Origin of the sequence: Shewanella frigidimarina NCIMB 400 (genome assembly GCF_000014705.1) — a bacterium.
Classification (GTDB): Bacteria; Pseudomonadota; Gammaproteobacteria; order Enterobacterales; family Shewanellaceae; genus Shewanella; species Shewanella frigidimarina.
On sequence record NC_008345.1, the window covers coordinates 3,007,733 to 3,022,836 of the forward strand.

Sequence of the window (15,104 nt, forward strand, 5' to 3'; positions counted from 1 at the left end):
ACTTTCTTGCTAACCGACTGATGCTCATAGTGGTATGAGTTCTACTCACCGATTAGAGGCTGTAGATCTGTGCTGGTTACATTTTGAAATAAAAACGTGTTAATCGAGGCGAGTGGATTACTACCTCGCAGTCTAAGCTATTATCACTTCAAGAAGATGTACTCAACAATGAGTAAAACGTTTTTAGCCGAACCTTACAGGCAACGTTTGTTGGCCTTTCTACCGCGTTATCAGCTCTTAATGTAGAACAACGACACTACCAAGCCTCTGACTTGTAGCTCATGTTTACGTAATGGCTCACGATTCGCCGAAAAAACAACCTTAAAAGATCAGCTTCCCCTAATATAAAAGGCACAAAAAAATGCATCAAAATGATGATTTTATCTGACCTATTTTGATAACAAACTTACAGGGCAACTAAAGTCGACCTTCGATTTGTTAGTTAGCCTAAATTGTGTTTATTAACGCAAATTGACTTCACATTTACAGACATTAGAGGTGATTCTGTATAAACTAAAAACCAACCAATAATATATATACTATTAATAATAAGTTTATAATGAACACTTCAGATCTGCATTTATTCATTCGAATAGTTGAAACGGGCAGCATAACAGAATCTGCCAAACAGCTTAGCATTACGCCTCCTGCCGTCAGTTCAGCGCTGCGCCGATTAGAGAAACAGCTCGATGTTCAGTTGTTTATAAGAACAACCAGGCAACTGCGTATTACACCTGAAGGTGAGCAATTTCTGTTTCACTGTCGAGAAGCGTTGGAAAGTTTAGCGCAAGGGCAAATAGCGGCTCATCAAATACAAGGGAAAATAAGTGGAAATTTACGGCTATCAATATCATCAGATTTAGGCCGTAATATCGTTTTACCCTGGATGATGGAATTAACAAAGCAACACCCCACCCTATCAATAGACTTGAATATTGGTGATTCTCTTTCTGATTTTTTCCTCGATAACGTTGATATTGCCCTTCGATACGGTAAGCCGGAAGACTCAACGATGGTTTCATTTCTTATTGCAACCATGGACAGAATTACTTGTGCATCTGCAGATTACCTATCTAAATGGGGTGAACCTTTACATCCTGAAGAACTGAGAACACACAATTGTTTATTGCATAAAAAAAAGGGATATTTATTTAATCAGTGGGAGTATTCGAATCAATCAGGAAACCACAAAATCAAAGTCGACAGTAATAATATTAGTAATGATACTGATATTGTTCGACGATGGGCTATTTTCGGACAAGGCATTGCATATCGTGCAGAAATAGATGTTCTTGCTGATTTACGCAGTGGAAAATTGGTACAAATCCTGTCTGACTATCAATCCCCTCCAGTAGAGCTACATCTTATTTGTCCAAGCCGAAAACAGGTAACTCCCGCTGTATTAGCGTTAAGAGAATTACTAAGAGGCAACTGTAGCAAAATGCTGGCAGCTATCTAGTTTATTGACCTAAGACATGGATCATTTAGCTCAACGCCTAATGAAGAGCTCCGTAACATGTTGGACAAAAAATTAGTTACAGTCTCAATTCAATCTTTGTTATTCCATTAAATTGGACTTGTTAATCAATCAATGTCAGCGAGTCTAAAATGCCTTTACCACTATGTATACCACCCTCATTTTCACTCGCAGGTTTGCTGCGGATGAGGTAACCGGCATATCCATCCATTTCTGTGGCGGGCTCCCCGTCGTAAAATACGCTAAATAGTCCAACCTCGCTAACTAGGTTATCGACTAATGTTTGCTCACCATCTCGCACTGCAATAGTTGGCACTTCACGCTCATGGGGATACAAACGCTGCATAAGCGCCCATGCATCATATTCTTGAGGGGCAAGTTTTGTTAATTTATCGCTAATATCATCGCCAAAAATACAGTGACCACCGCCTTCGCCTTGGTTTTTTAATACCCACTGGTGTTTATTGGCGTGGGTGTTAAACCAGCTGATGGTTTCAGGGTTTATTGGCTTCATGTCCGCGAGCACACTCTTTACCAACAAGGCTTGTTCCAGATTTAACCCCCAACGAGCATATTCATCAGCTGGCATCTGGGTCAGTAGCATTTGCATGGTTTTACTGGTGGCGAGTTGTTGGCTAAAGGTCGCATTCACCGCCACATGATGCTGCTCAATAAACAGTCGGGTCTGACTTAAAGTTTGGCAACACACTGCTTCATTTCGCTCCGGCGAGTAGTAATCTGCATACTGATAACCCGCTCGCAGATACACAACATCGATAGCGCCAACGCCTTCTAACATCAAACGCTGATTGTCACCCGTTGAAAGTTGACTGCTGAGCTGTTCAAAGGTGCGCCTAATGGTTCGTAACCCTCGTGTTTGCAGTGCGACTTCAAGTAGATGTTGATCATAAACATTATCTTCATTTTCTTGGATCACCATCAAAAAGGTCGGTTTATGCAGGGCTGTCGCTGATTGCTCTACAGTATCGGAGTAAAATGCCGCCGCGACTTTTCGAGCGGCTTGTGCAATACCGTGGGCCAGTTGATCTAGGCCTTGATTATCCGCTGGTGTCGACCGTCTATCTTCTAACCACTGTCGATAAACTTCCGGCCATTGCTCCTTTAAAAAAGCATGAAACTCAGTGGCACGTTGACCAAAAGGCGCCATGCCAGCAGCAATGCCATTAAACTCAATAACTTTGGCACCATGTTGACGATCATCCATAAAATCGGTTCGCATTAACAGTAACGGTTTACGAGCAGGGTTAAGTCGATGCTCAGTATTGCCATGGGCCTGTTGGTGTAAAGACAATAAGCGACCAAAAAACGGATCTGCTTTGGCGACATCATCCAGTACAGATTGGAGGAAATCGTGATCTTCACTGACATTATTTATCAATTTAGTAATAAGCGGGGTCACTTTACGTAAGTACTGAAACACTTCACGCTCCATCGTCATGGGAGCAATACTAAAGGGACAATGTCTTGCGCTGTTATCTGCCTGACGAAACGCAACACCATGCATAATGGCCCATTCAGTTGCTTCATTAATGATTTGCGGTGAAATCAAAGGAGGAGTTGTACGAGCCATAGTTGCTCCAAAAAATAATTATTCTGCCCACGACTCAGCACCAAGCAACCATACAGTTACAAGCGCCCATATAGTTTCAAGTAAGTCATCTGGCAATGATGAGCCTCTAAAAGTCTGACTTAAATATAAAAATATTGTGTTAGATAGCAACTAACATGCAGTGACTAACATATAGCAACTAACATGCACCGATTAACATTTAGCTCGCTGGAGTGGATCTTTCGGGACATAGCTGGTTATACCTTCTTGACCTATTTCAAAATCACAGCAAGCCATCATTTGCTGGCGAAATTTAACTCGGCCTCGTTGAATTCGACTTTTTGCCCCAGAGAGTGACAAGCCTAACTGATAGGCAATAGCTTGTTGCGATACACCTTCTAGTTCCGCTAAACGCAGTGGTGTGCCGTATTTTTCAGGCAGTTCGTCAATCAATGGTCGTAAACATTCTGCTAATTCTTCACGCGCCTCTTTACCTGACTCTTGCTCTTCTGCAACGAGATCGTCAGGCAATGCTTCAAATTGCTGCCGCTGCCGATAGAAATCCATGATGGTATTGTGAGCAATACGATAAAGCCAACCTTTGAGGCTACCTTTGGATTTTAACTGATGCAGATTACCACTGGCTTTGAGGTAAACATCTTGCAAGATGTCATCTACTGCATCAGCATCATCAATGCGATTACTAACGTAACTGCGCAGTTGCGCTTTGTGATGTTGCCATTCAGATATCATATAAACAGACTCTCAACTCACTATAAATTCACGATACAAATACTAAGACGCAGCAGTCAGTATAAAGACGCAAGATTATTAATTATTATTGAATTCGGCGATTAAAAAGTACTGTCGATACAGCATTCTTGTTGCAAGAAGTTGAGTACATTTTCACGCATTTCATAGTTGGCGATACAATATAAAACCCTGCCTTCCCTATGTTGTGTAATCAATCCCGCGGTGATCATACTTGAGATATGGTGAGACAATGTAGAATTGGGTATACCAATATTGTCACCTAACTTACCGACAGCAACGCCCTTTGGTCCCGCTTTCATAACCTGTTTGTAAACGGCCAATCGTGTCGGATGACCTAACTCTTTCAATGCTTTAGCAACTATCTCGATACTCATCAGAAATATTCCTATTAACTTTATATTTCGATAATACTAGAAATATATTGACGATACCATAGATCAATATTATATTTCGAATATACTAGAAATGTGGAAATTTAAAATGATAAATATTACTCAACAAATGCTTATAGAAACCTTAAACATGTTTGCCTTCCTTGCTGTAGAGCTAACGGTCTTGTTTTTAGTGATCAGTTACTTTGTCGGCATACTTCAGGAATACATCCCACCATCAAAAATACGAACCATTTTGAGTGGTAAAAATGGCAAAGGATATATCGTGGCGGGATTATTAGGGGCAATTACCCCGTTCTGTTCGTGCTCCACTATTCCTTTCTTAAAAGGGCTTTTACGAGCAAACGCAGGATTCGGGCCGATGATGGTTTTCTTGTTTGCAAGTCCTCTGCTCAATCCCATTATTATTGGATTATTTGCCGTGACCTTCGGTCTAAAAGTAACAGCCTTCTATTTTGCTATCGCAATGGGAGTATCAGTAATTGCAGGTTTTACCCTTGAAAAACTGGGCTTTGATAAGTATGTAAAACCTGAAGCCAATTTTGCACCAGATGTGACAAATGCACCTGAAAAAACAACTTGCGGGTCTTCCTGTGGCGGCAAAACCAAACAGGTCAGTAAATGGCGAAAAATTTGGAACAGCACATGGAGTGACTTTAAGAAAGTTCTTCCTTATTTAATCGGTGGTATCGCTCTTGGTTCAATGATTTACGGCTTTATGCCAACAGAGTTTGTGGTAAGTGTTGCAAGTGAAAACAACCCTTTTGCTATTCCTATCGCTGCTGTCATTGGTATTCCATTGTACATTCGTGCTGAGGCTATTATTCCATTAAGCGCCGCATTGGCAGCAAAAGGGATGAGTCTTGGCGCAGTCATGGCGTTAATTATTGGTAGTGCTGGAGCAAGTTTAACTGAAGTCATTTTGCTTAAATCTATCTTCAAAAACCAAATGATTGTCGCTTTCTTATTCGTCATATTGAGTATGGCAATGGGTGCTGGATTTCTATACCAATCAATATTTTAGCCAAATAAACGGTACACTCTAGCAGGTGTGCCGTTAACCTACTGACTTCTCTGTAAAATATTTATCGCATTCCCCCTCTCTGTTTATTCACTGCGCTGTAAAAACCTGCAATGTATTTATCAGTCAACAAAGGGAATCAAATAGTGAATCTACAAAATACATCATCTAAAAAGTTTCGACTTAGCGGTTTTGAATGCTGAAATAGAGTAATCAACTTATTTACTTTGACTATCAAACAATATAACATCGAGAATTACTTGATAATCAAACTACTTTCTTATGAATAAAATTGCCGAAAAATATATTCACCAACACAATTTCACCTCCGTTAACGAGCAAAATGTCAAACGCACTTGGTATGTGCTTGTTATCACAGTCATCACCATGGCCGTCGAAGTGATTGCGGGTACGATATATGGTTCTATGGCCTTGCTCGCTGATGGCTGGCATATGGGGACTCATGCCGCCGCTTTTTGTATTACGCTATTCACTTATAGTTATGCAAAAAAGCATGCTAATAGTGACAAATTCTCTTTTGGCGTAGGCAAAGTCGGCGTTCTCGGTGGATATACAAGTGCAATCGCATTAGCCATTGTCGCTATCATTATGCTGGTCGAATCTCTACACCGTTTATGGTCACCTATTGAGATCCAATTTAACCAATCTATTCTTGTGGCTATCATAGGTCTAGTCGTTAACATCGCCAGTATGTTTATATTGGGCCATGAACATCACGGCCATGATCACGGTGACCACAAGCATCATAGCCATAAGCATGATGACCACAAACACCATAGCCACGAGCATGATGACCACAAACACCATAGCCATGAACATGATGACCACGAGCATCATAGCCATGAGCATGATGACCACGAGCGTCATAGCCACGAGCATGATGACCACGAGCGTCATAGCCACGAGCATGATGGCCACAAACACCATAGCCACGAGCATGATGACCACAAACTTCATAGCCATGAACATGATGACCACGATCATCATAGCCACGAGCACCATAGTGGTAACGACCACAATCTGAAGGCAGCTTACTTCCACGTACTCGCTGACGCATTAACATCGGTGTTAGCAATTTGTGCACTTTTGGTAGGAAAATTCCTTGGATGGTATTGGTTAGATCCCATCATGGGAGTCGTTGGTGCGGTGGTAATTACTAAATGGGCTTTAGGTTTAATGAAGCAAACTAGCCCTATTCTATTAGATGAAAATATCGACGAAGATTACCAATTAGACATTGTTAACACCATTGATGATGAACAAACCAAGGTCACCGATATTCATATTTGGAGAATTAGTGCAGATCATTATTCCGCGTCTATCGCTATCTGCACAACAACTGACGCCAGCGTAGAATCATTTAAACACTCATTGAATAAGTTTGATAAGCTAAGCCACTTAACTATCGAAGTGAATTACTGCTGAGGCCCTTTATGCATTCTTTGAATAATTTAATCATTGAGTTTTACGACAAACTGTCTTCTTGGGAGCAGTCTGTCGTTAAAGATACCGGTTATTCACTGGCACAAGTGCACACCATTGAGGTGTTAGGCTCTCACGGTTCCATGAGAATGAAAGAGCTAGCAGATAGGCTTGCAATTACCACCGGCACTTTAACTGTTCAGGTAGAGAAACTGGTAAATTTTGGACTCATTACTCGCTCTCCACATGAAGACGATAGACGTTCAATATTAGTTGGATTAACAAGCGAAGGCATTGCGCTCCATAAGCACCACAATCGCATGCATATACAACTGACAGAAGATATTACTCGTCATTTAGATCAAAATTCGATAGATGTTCTGACCAAGAGTTTTGAAAAAATGAACCGAGAATTCTAATCTTCAGATTGTAGAATATGATGATACAACGTCAAATGAAGTGCTAATAAGATAACAAATATATCGGTTATACATCAGCACATTGGGTGTAAGACTAATTTAGCTAGTGCTTGTTTTTGAATCGATGTTAGTGTTGGCCTCACAAAGTTTGTGTCCAACACTATTTATCTATTATTTAAAAGTGTTACTTTCAGATACAGCCATGACTTCACCATCGTCAGCGATTTGAAAATATAACGTCTTTTTATCTTCTGCATTAGTGGCACTCACAATATAAACGCCTCCTGTAACGCTAAAGACCGTTACATCTGCAACGGTAATATTTTTCCATGATTCCGGAAGCAGACCAACCGCATAGCCGAAGTCCTTAAATGTCATTTGTTTTGCAGACTTGATGACAACACTGATGGCAGCATTATCATTCATATGGCCATGACTTGAATGTGCCAGCGAATAACTGCTGATAAAGCTGCTCAAAAGCACCATTGTAAAAAGTAATGTTCTCATAAATTTCCCCTTATTATTTTAAACCAATCATTTTAAACCGATGACTTTGTATTGTCCTTTTACCAATAACTGCACTGCTACCGGTTGATTAGACTTATTTTTCCAATACCATCCGTGGGAACCAGCAAAAGGTGCCGTAAAACTACCTTTCATATCAGCCGACGTCGCGATGACATAACTTTCGTAATATCCTGAGGTATCTCCCTTTGGCTCACCATGGAGGTCAACAAATAAAGCCGTCCCATCTGTTATCCATTCATAGGTCATTTTTTCAAATTGTTGCATGTCGAATTTATATTCTATTCCACGCCCTGCAGGTACCATCACTTCTATCGTTTGAAACTCATTAGAGCCTTCGGCAGGAGCGCTTTGTTGCACTTCTGGTTCTGCCGCTTGCGCTAATACTGTGACACCTATTTTTTGTCCAATACCAGTCGGATCGATGTTGTATTCGGCGGGTAAAATTAGCGTAACTAAAACAATGCCTGCTACGACAATCGCTGATAGAGCGGCTTTAATTAACGTACTGCTGCTGACTGTATGTTGCATATTTATCTCTTTTTTATTTGTTAATTACGTAGCCAGTCAGTTGATACACAATCAACATGACACCTGCGCTCATTAATAGAGTGTTTGTAAGCGTAGAAAAACGCTGAAATGAAGGCCATTTTCGCCATACATTAATGACAATCAAAATAACCACTAGCGCAGCAAATTGACCAAGTTCTACCCCAATATTAAAGGCCACTAGATTGGTAAAAAGGCCTTCTTTTGGTAAATTGAACTCCTGCAACTTAGTCGCTAAACCTAAACCATGAAACAACCCGAAAATTAATACTGCCCACTGGGTATTAGGCTGCCAATTAAAGCAACGCTTAAAGCCGCCTAAGTTATCAAATCCTTTGTACACGACAGATAAACCAATAATCGCATCAACGAGGTAGGCATTAACTTGAATATCGCCTAAAACACCAAGTAGTAAGGTAGTGCTATGGCCAATAGTGAACATCGTGACATATAAGAAAACATCCCGGCTTCTATATAAGAAAAAGATAACACCAACCAGAAATAATAAGTGGTCATAGCCGGTAATCATGTGCTTAGCACCAATGTAGAGAAAAGGTACAAACTGCACGCCACTATTTTGTTCTAAAAAAGCTCGAGTGTTGTCATCAACCCCATGGGCAAATACTTCGATGCTGATAAAAGCACAGCCAATGAGGATTGCGAACACGCAATAGCTTGATAATTTACTTAGCATTGGATGGCTCCAAAGTGTCTGTTTCAGTCAAAATAGCTTCCTTATGGGTGTGTAACATTCGATATAATGGAATGCGGTAAGCAAAACAAATAAATCAGTTGGTCATCGGTTTTTACTTTTACGGTTCTAACGAATTAATTCATTCATAGTCCTGATTCAATGGATAAAATAAGTCTCAATTAGATGATGGAGACCATCTACCATTAATACCGTAAACAGCATTGCAGTTAGAAAACACAATCCCGTAAATACCAGAGTAAGTTCGGATATTTGGCTCTGTGGTGATAGAAGCTTTTGTACCCGCAATGTAATTTGATCATGACTAAAATGACTAACCAGACTCCCCTCACAACTTTGGGGAAACTGACGTTGTTTCTTGGCTACTGAAATTAATGTTTGTGCCACATCAAGGTTATCGTGATAACCCGTTACGACGGAGTCTGCCTGTTGTTCTGTGAGCAAGGTAAAATGCTGTTGTAAAATGCGGCGAATTGGCTTTGGATAAAGCAGACAGAAAAAAGAGTAAATACTTTTAAATAGAGGATCTCTTGCACGAACATGCGCCAATTCATGTTGGATAATGATATCCAGAGCCGATGGTTCAAGTTGTTGAAGTAATCCAGTGGTAAGATAAACCCTAGGCTTGAGCAAGCCAATTGTAAAAGCTGCTGGGATGCTTAATGCAATAGAATAAATAGTCTGATTATTATCACAACTTATAGGTTGCATATCTGAAAATTTAAAAAGGTTGTGCATCGCGATTGAGTGTCGACGAACTTGAACAAACATAAGGTTAATCATCACAGCCAATATGAGGGCTGCAACAACCAACGTTAAGCCATGCCAGCTTGTAAACTTGAACACATCAATATGGTGCCAATGAGCAATTTTTTCCATCAAAGCGATTAAATTATTAGTATCTTGACGTGGAAAAAATATGACAACGCAACATAAAGCTATCCACCAAGGCGCGGTTGCTAATAGCCATAACGTTCGCTTTCGAGCAATAAAACCAAATGAATTGAGGTTATTTTTAATCAACGGGATAATGGCAGATATTAATATCGTCACGATAACGAAAGCCGTTATTGCAACACTCATTAAATTCAAGAAAATAGCCTCGTTACCCTCTAGCATTTTATATTTGCCTGCTACGTAACTGGCGTTGCTGTTCGATAAGTTTTTCCAACGCTTCAAATTGAGCATCATCGAGATTGGCTGACGAGGAAGCAAAAGCAGCAATAAGACTATGCTCGCCATCTTCGATAAAATCGGCTGTAACATCTGTAATTAACGTGGCGATGAGAGATTCACGATCGACTATGGCGGTATACAAATGTGCATGCCCCTGCTTAGTTCGGCTTAACAGACTCTTCTTAAATAATCGATCTAATGTAGTTTGAATCGTGTTTAACGAGTTACCACGACTCATCCCAACGGCAATATGAACACGCTTCGCATCGGCTTCTTTTTCAGACCAAAGGAATTGAAGTACTAACTTTTCTAGATCGCCTAATTGCATTACATAGTTCTCTTAACAACGTATGCAATAGTATGTCAAACTAAAAACCTATCGGCAATAGGTTTTTGTAAGCGTGAGTGTTCGGTAATTTATAACATTGATAATTAATAATATTTTATCATTGAAACGATTTCTATTTTAACCTCAGAGTTCGCAACGCTAACGATAATTTAGCAGCGCTAATCTTTCGATGCCGTTCATTACCAGCACGGTAATAATTTGTTTTTATAGCGAAAATGAATCAATATCCATAAGAGAAACCACAATATCCTTTGAGTAATAACGCGCTTTATACCCAGTAATCAGATTTGTATAACGAGGAACACGGTGTAAAAGAGCGTGAATGATATTGGGCTGAAACCCCGCAGCATTCGTACCATATGCAATTAATCATCACGAAGGGCTACACAATGTTTTCATTTTTAAAGCCAGACCCAGTCAAAAAATTACGTAAAAGCTATGATTTAATACTCGAGCAAGCCATGCAAGCACAGCGTAAAGGCGATATAAAAACCTATTCGTTGCTCACTGCAGAATCAGAACAGGTTTGGGCTAAAATTGCCGCTTTAGAAGCTGTAAAATAAAGGTCATTTGTTTTACTAACAAGGCGCAATGCCGTTAGCGGAACAAAGATCGGTTTGATAGCCGTTAATATTCTAAGCAGATGTAATTAAGTAATATGTGAACCACAATCAAGATTCGGCCCCCATTTAACGTTATGCTGCGTCAGTCAAGGTCAATTAATACGCTAGTAATACTGGCAATGATGTTATTGACTCGTTACTGATGACATTTGTTATAGCACGTTATTGAGGAGAATTTGTATGTGGTGGCGAGTAACCATTATTAGCTTGGCTTACCTATTATTGGGCGCACATTTCTTACGATTCGATCAGCACATAATGGCTATTATCGCCATTTTTTTACCATTGCTGATGTTCATTAGACATTCATTTGTGCGTACATTGCTCAAACTGGTGTTACTGATCAGCGTGGTATTTGTGTGGGCGGTAACCACGTTCAATTTCATTGATATGCGCATTGCACTCGAACAACCTTGGTTAAGATTGGCCATTATCATGATATCAGTGATGATATTTACCGTGTTTGCGGCATTTTCAACCAACGGCCTCAATCAAAGATTGAGGCGTTAGCCATAGCTTGGGTTATTTTTTCGACTTCAACCATTTATAAATACTGTCTTTGCGGTAAAACAATAGCACCGCAAATAGCGCAATATAAATGCTGGGTTCGATAATTTCAGACTTTACCGACCAATAAAAATGAATTGGTGCCAGTATTGCCGCCAGATAAATCCAATTATGCAATAATTGCCAGCGTTTCCCCATACTGCGTTTTATACGATTGGGAGAGGTTATCGCCAGTAATAAAATGATAATCAAGGTTGCAGCACCAACCAAAATATAAGGTCGTTTTATGACCTCTTCAAACAATAATCCCCACGCAAACAGCAAATCTAAGCTAATAAACGCACTGATGTGCAGCAGCGCATAGGCGCACACATACAAGCCCACCAAACGACGAGTTTGCATCAGCGCTGCTATTTTAAATCGCTTGGCGATAGGTGAAATAAGCAACGTCGCTAATAGGCTATTAATCGCGCCCATGCCGGTGTAGTGAATAATATACTGCACCGGATCGCCGCCCGCATTGTCGGTTAACACTAGCGCCACGAGATAAAAGGCAGGCAATAAAAAACTGATATGCAACAACACCTTTAGCCAAAACAGACCTCGAGGGCTTATCCGCATTAGTAAAACTTCCTCAAATCGATATTTTTGTATAAATCGGCCACTGAATCGCCATAACCATTGAACATTTGTGTAGGAATACGTTTAGCAGAAAATAAACCGCCTTCGCCAATACTGCGCTCAGATGCTTGCGACCAACGGGGATGGTCAACTTCTGGATTTACATTGGCGTAAAAACCATACTCACTTGAGGCCAATTGATTCCAGCTTGTCGGTGGCTGCTTATCCATCACCCGAATTCGCACAATAGACTTAATACTTTTAAAGCCATATTTCCAAGGCACGACTAAGCGGATTGGCGCACCATTTTGTGGCGGCAAGGTTTTACCGTATAAGCCTACGGCTAAAAACGATAAGTCATTCATGGCCTCGGCAACCGTTAAGCCCTCAACATACGGGTAATGGATCCCGCCGCCCATTAGGCGACTCTTTTGCCCAGGCATTTGGTCTGGGTCAAACAGGGTTTCAAAGGCAATGTGGGTAGCATTACTTTGCACGCCGGCTTGTTTAAGTAAGCTGGCTAACGAAAAACCGACCCACGGAACCACCATCGACCAAGCTTCAACACAGCGTAAGCGATAAGTGCGTTCTTCAAGGGCAAAACGGGTTGTCAGCTCATGTAAATCTAAGGTAATCGGTTTATCGACTAAACCATCGATGGTTAGTGTCCATGGATCAACCTTAAACCCTTGGGCATTATCAACTGGGTCCGATTTGCTGGTACCAAACTCATAGAAATTATTGTGACGAGTCACTTTATCTTCAGGGGTTTTCGGATTAGGTAACACAAACTTGGCTGGGGTAGCGTATTGCAAGCCTTGAGTTACAAAAGGGTTTTGCGCTTTTTGCTCGCCAAATAAATCAAAAATACCAGCTTGAACTTGACCCGGTAAACTCGCTCCCAATGCACCTAAACCCAAGGCTTTAATAATGTTACGACGATCATTAAATACCGACTCAGGCGTAACTTGGTTATCAGGAATATGCCAAGAAGCACGTTTTTGTATGCCTTGAGTAAAACGTTTTTTACCGGTCATAAATCACCTCGTTAAAATATTTGTCGACAGTCAAGTATTAACATAATCTGCCTTACGTCTCTCAATAGACAGGTAAAAAGCTATTTTTATTTCAGCTGATGGTTAAAAGACTTAAAAACCGTCAACCTTTATCTATCGATAAAATAACACATTGAACATGCCATCATAGTTGTCTATACGAACCAATATAGCGAGTAGATTTAAATTTAATCATTAACAACAATATTTCATTAAATCCTTATTTTATCCCTTGCAGCTGTTTATTAGCCGTGCGACCCTTAACCATTATTTTCTATCGGTTTTTGTTATGCCTTTTGCAGTGTCGTTAACTCCTCCTCAAATTGCAGCTGTGATTGCTGTCGCGTTTGTTGCCTTTTTAATTGGCGCCCTAATCAATCAACGATTAACTCGTAAACGATGGGAGCAGCTTAAACTGCAACATGAACAACAAACACTTCAGCAGCTCAACGAAGTTCAAATTGAAATGTCGAGATTACAAGATAATCTCGATGATAAAATCGATCACAGTAATCATCTGCAAAGTAAAATAGAAGATTTGATTGCCCAACTTTCTAGCGCAGAAACCAAAGCAGATCGGGTTAACCTCGTCGAACAACAAATGGTCGACACCCAACATCGTTTAATGGAATCGCAGCTCAACTTAGCCAAGTCAAACGCGGTGCAACAAACCATTTTGGTAAAAGCAGAAACCGAGCAAAAGTCATTACAAGATAAAATAGTGCTACTCGAGTCTGCTGAAGAACGCCTTAAACTGCAATTTGAAAACCTGGCTAATCGGATTTTTGAAGAACGCAGTGAAAGCTTTAAACAACAAAATGTCTCGCAAATAGACGGCGTTCTCGGGCCGCTAAAACAACAATTAGAAGGTTTCAGACGTCAAATTCAAGAGTCGTATACTCATGAGCAATCTGAACGAAGTGCGTTGAAACACCAATTAGATAATTTGCGCGATCTCAACTTAAAAATGAGCCAAGACGCCATTAACCTCACCAAAGCACTTAAAGGTGACAACAAGCAGCAAGGTAATTGGGGCGAAGTTATTTTAGAGCGCGTACTACAAGAAAGTGGTTTACGCGAAGGCCATGAGTACCAAACCCAACAAGATTTAAAAGACGATAACGGCAAACGTTTTAAGCCCGATGTAATTGTGCATTTACCCGAGCAAAAAGACGTAGTCATCGATGCAAAAATGTCGCTAGTCAGCTACGAACGTTATTTTAATAGCGAAGACAAAGTCATTCGCGACCAAGCCATAAAAGAACATGCATTATCGATTAGGCAGCATATTAAAGGCCTTAGTCAAAAAGATTATCATAAGTTGCATGGCCTCAAGAGCCTGGACTATGTGCTAATGTTTATTCCTATTGAGCCGGCATTTTTACTGGCCATTGAATACGACCCGAGCTTGGTTAATTTCGCCCTTGAGCAAAATATTATGCTGGTGAGTCCGACTAATTTATTAGTGGCTTTGCGTACTATCAATAATATATGGCGTTATGAGTACCAAAATCAAAATGCCCAAAATATCGCCAAACAAGCAAGTCGTATTTACGACAAATTATGCGGCTATCTTGAAGACATGGAAAAACTCGGACGCGCCCTAGATACGGCAGATAAAACCTATCAAAGTGCCATGGCAAAGTTGTCTTCAGGTAAAGGCAATGTCATTAGACAAGCGCATTACATGCAGCAATTAGGCGTCGACACCAGCAAGCAGTTAGATAAACAATTGCTCAACCGTGCACTTGATGAGTCAGTTGAAAAGCACGCCAGTAATAGTTAATCGATAAAATGAGTGATTATTAATCTTTATTTAAGCAACAAGGCTAATAGTCACTCAACGCCGTAACAGATTTATTTACAGCAACACTTATTAGCAATCATTTAT

17 protein-coding genes are annotated in these 15,104 nt (G+C 40.4%); 7 read left to right on the forward strand and 10 right to left on the reverse strand.

Annotated features, from left to right (window positions below; genetic code table 11):
- The first annotated feature begins 559 nt into the window (after positions 1–559).
- Complete coding sequence (locus SFRI_RS12905; RefSeq protein WP_011637964.1) at positions 560–1,459, forward strand: LysR family transcriptional regulator; 900 nt, start codon at positions 560–562, stop codon at positions 1,457–1,459.
- A 121-nt stretch (positions 1,460–1,580) separates the two neighbouring features.
- Here SFRI_RS12905 and SFRI_RS12910 read toward each other — a convergent pair whose 3' ends face one another.
- From SFRI_RS12910 to SFRI_RS12920, 3 genes are all read right to left on the reverse strand, one after another.
- Positions 1,581–3,068 carry a glutathione synthase gene (locus SFRI_RS12910; protein WP_011637965.1) on the reverse strand — a complete coding sequence of 496 codons (1,488 nt, stop codon included), beginning with the start codon at positions 3,066–3,068 and terminating at the stop codon, positions 1,581–1,583.
- A gap of 192 nt (positions 3,069–3,260) precedes the next feature.
- A complete protein-coding gene (gene sigZ / locus SFRI_RS12915; RefSeq protein WP_011637966.1) occupies positions 3,261–3,800 on the reverse strand; it encodes an RNA polymerase sigma factor SigZ in 540 nt (179 codons plus the stop codon).
- A 101-nt stretch (positions 3,801–3,901) separates the two neighbouring features.
- Positions 3,902–4,195 (reverse strand): ArsR/SmtB family transcription factor, encoded by a 294-nt coding sequence (locus SFRI_RS12920; protein WP_011637967.1) that lies wholly within the window; start codon positions 4,193–4,195, stop codon positions 3,902–3,904.
- A 106-nt stretch (positions 4,196–4,301) separates the two neighbouring features.
- On the opposite strand from SFRI_RS12920, the gene SFRI_RS12925 reads away from it, so the two are divergent.
- The 3 genes from SFRI_RS12925 (at position 4,302) to SFRI_RS12935 (ending at position 7,096) form a co-directional block, all read left to right on the forward strand.
- A complete protein-coding gene (locus tag SFRI_RS12925) occupies positions 4,302–5,237 on the forward strand; it encodes a permease (RefSeq protein WP_041413083.1) in 936 nt (311 codons plus the stop codon).
- 279 nt (positions 5,238–5,516) lie between these two features.
- Positions 5,517–6,680, forward strand: coding sequence for a cation diffusion facilitator family transporter (locus SFRI_RS12930; RefSeq protein WP_011637969.1), 1,164 nt, complete (start codon positions 5,517–5,519; stop codon positions 6,678–6,680).
- Positions 6,681–6,688: 8 nt separating this feature from the next.
- On the forward strand, positions 6,689–7,096 hold the full coding sequence (locus tag SFRI_RS12935; protein ID WP_011637970.1) for a MarR family winged helix-turn-helix transcriptional regulator: 408 nt from the start codon (positions 6,689–6,691) through the stop codon (positions 7,094–7,096).
- A gap of 171 nt (positions 7,097–7,267) precedes the next feature.
- On the opposite strand, the gene SFRI_RS12940 is transcribed toward SFRI_RS12935, so the two are convergent.
- The 5 genes from SFRI_RS12940 to SFRI_RS12960 all read right to left on the reverse strand — a co-directional run bounded on the left by SFRI_RS12940 (position 7,268) and on the right by SFRI_RS12960 (position 10,386).
- On the reverse strand, positions 7,268–7,603 hold the full coding sequence (locus SFRI_RS12940) for a DUF6488 family protein (protein ID WP_011637971.1): 336 nt from the start codon (positions 7,601–7,603) through the stop codon (positions 7,268–7,270).
- 27 nt (positions 7,604–7,630) lie between these two features.
- Entirely contained in the window at positions 7,631–8,152 is a 522-nt protein-coding gene (locus tag SFRI_RS12945) for a hypothetical protein (protein ID WP_011637972.1), read from the reverse strand.
- Between the two features lie 13 nt (positions 8,153–8,165).
- Complete coding sequence (locus SFRI_RS12950; protein WP_011637973.1) at positions 8,166–8,864, reverse strand: HupE/UreJ family protein; 699 nt, start codon at positions 8,862–8,864, stop codon at positions 8,166–8,168.
- Positions 8,865–9,020: 156 nt separating this feature from the next.
- Positions 9,021–10,061: a M56 family metallopeptidase gene (locus SFRI_RS12955; protein ID WP_244262829.1), complete on the reverse strand. Its 1,041-nt coding sequence runs from the start codon at positions 10,059–10,061 to the stop codon at positions 9,021–9,023.
- Positions 10,003–10,386: a BlaI/MecI/CopY family transcriptional regulator gene (locus SFRI_RS12960; protein ID WP_011637975.1), complete on the reverse strand. Its 384-nt coding sequence runs from the start codon at positions 10,384–10,386 to the stop codon at positions 10,003–10,005. The genes SFRI_RS12955 and SFRI_RS12960 overlap by 59 nt, the downstream gene beginning before the upstream one ends.
- Positions 10,387–10,796: 410 nt before the next feature.
- On the opposite strand from SFRI_RS12960, the gene SFRI_RS21540 reads away from it, so the two are divergent.
- Positions 10,797–10,970 carry a DUF6435 family protein gene (locus tag SFRI_RS21540; RefSeq protein WP_011637976.1) on the forward strand — a complete coding sequence of 58 codons (174 nt, stop codon included), beginning with the start codon at positions 10,797–10,799 and terminating at the stop codon, positions 10,968–10,970.
- A 240-nt stretch (positions 10,971–11,210) separates the two neighbouring features.
- Complete coding sequence (locus SFRI_RS12965; RefSeq protein WP_011637977.1) at positions 11,211–11,540, forward strand: hypothetical protein; 330 nt, start codon at positions 11,211–11,213, stop codon at positions 11,538–11,540.
- Positions 11,541–11,552: 12 nt separating this feature from the next.
- Here SFRI_RS12965 and msrQ read toward each other — a convergent pair whose 3' ends face one another.
- Both msrQ and msrP read right to left on the reverse strand, forming a co-directional pair.
- Entirely contained in the window at positions 11,553–12,158 is a 606-nt protein-coding gene (msrQ, locus tag SFRI_RS12970; RefSeq protein WP_011637978.1) for a protein-methionine-sulfoxide reductase heme-binding subunit MsrQ, read from the reverse strand.
- Positions 12,158–13,195 (reverse strand): protein-methionine-sulfoxide reductase catalytic subunit MsrP, encoded by a 1,038-nt coding sequence (msrP, locus tag SFRI_RS12975; protein WP_011637979.1) that lies wholly within the window; start codon positions 13,193–13,195, stop codon positions 12,158–12,160. The genes msrQ and msrP overlap by 1 nt, the downstream gene beginning before the upstream one ends.
- Before the next feature lie 307 nt (positions 13,196–13,502).
- Between msrP and rmuC the strand changes: the two genes are divergently transcribed.
- The gene (gene rmuC, locus SFRI_RS12980; protein WP_011637980.1) at positions 13,503–14,999 is read left to right on the forward strand and encodes a DNA recombination protein RmuC; all 1,497 of its coding nucleotides are present in this window, start codon (positions 13,503–13,505) and stop codon (positions 14,997–14,999) included.
- The last annotated feature ends 105 nt before the right edge of the window (positions 15,000–15,104 follow it).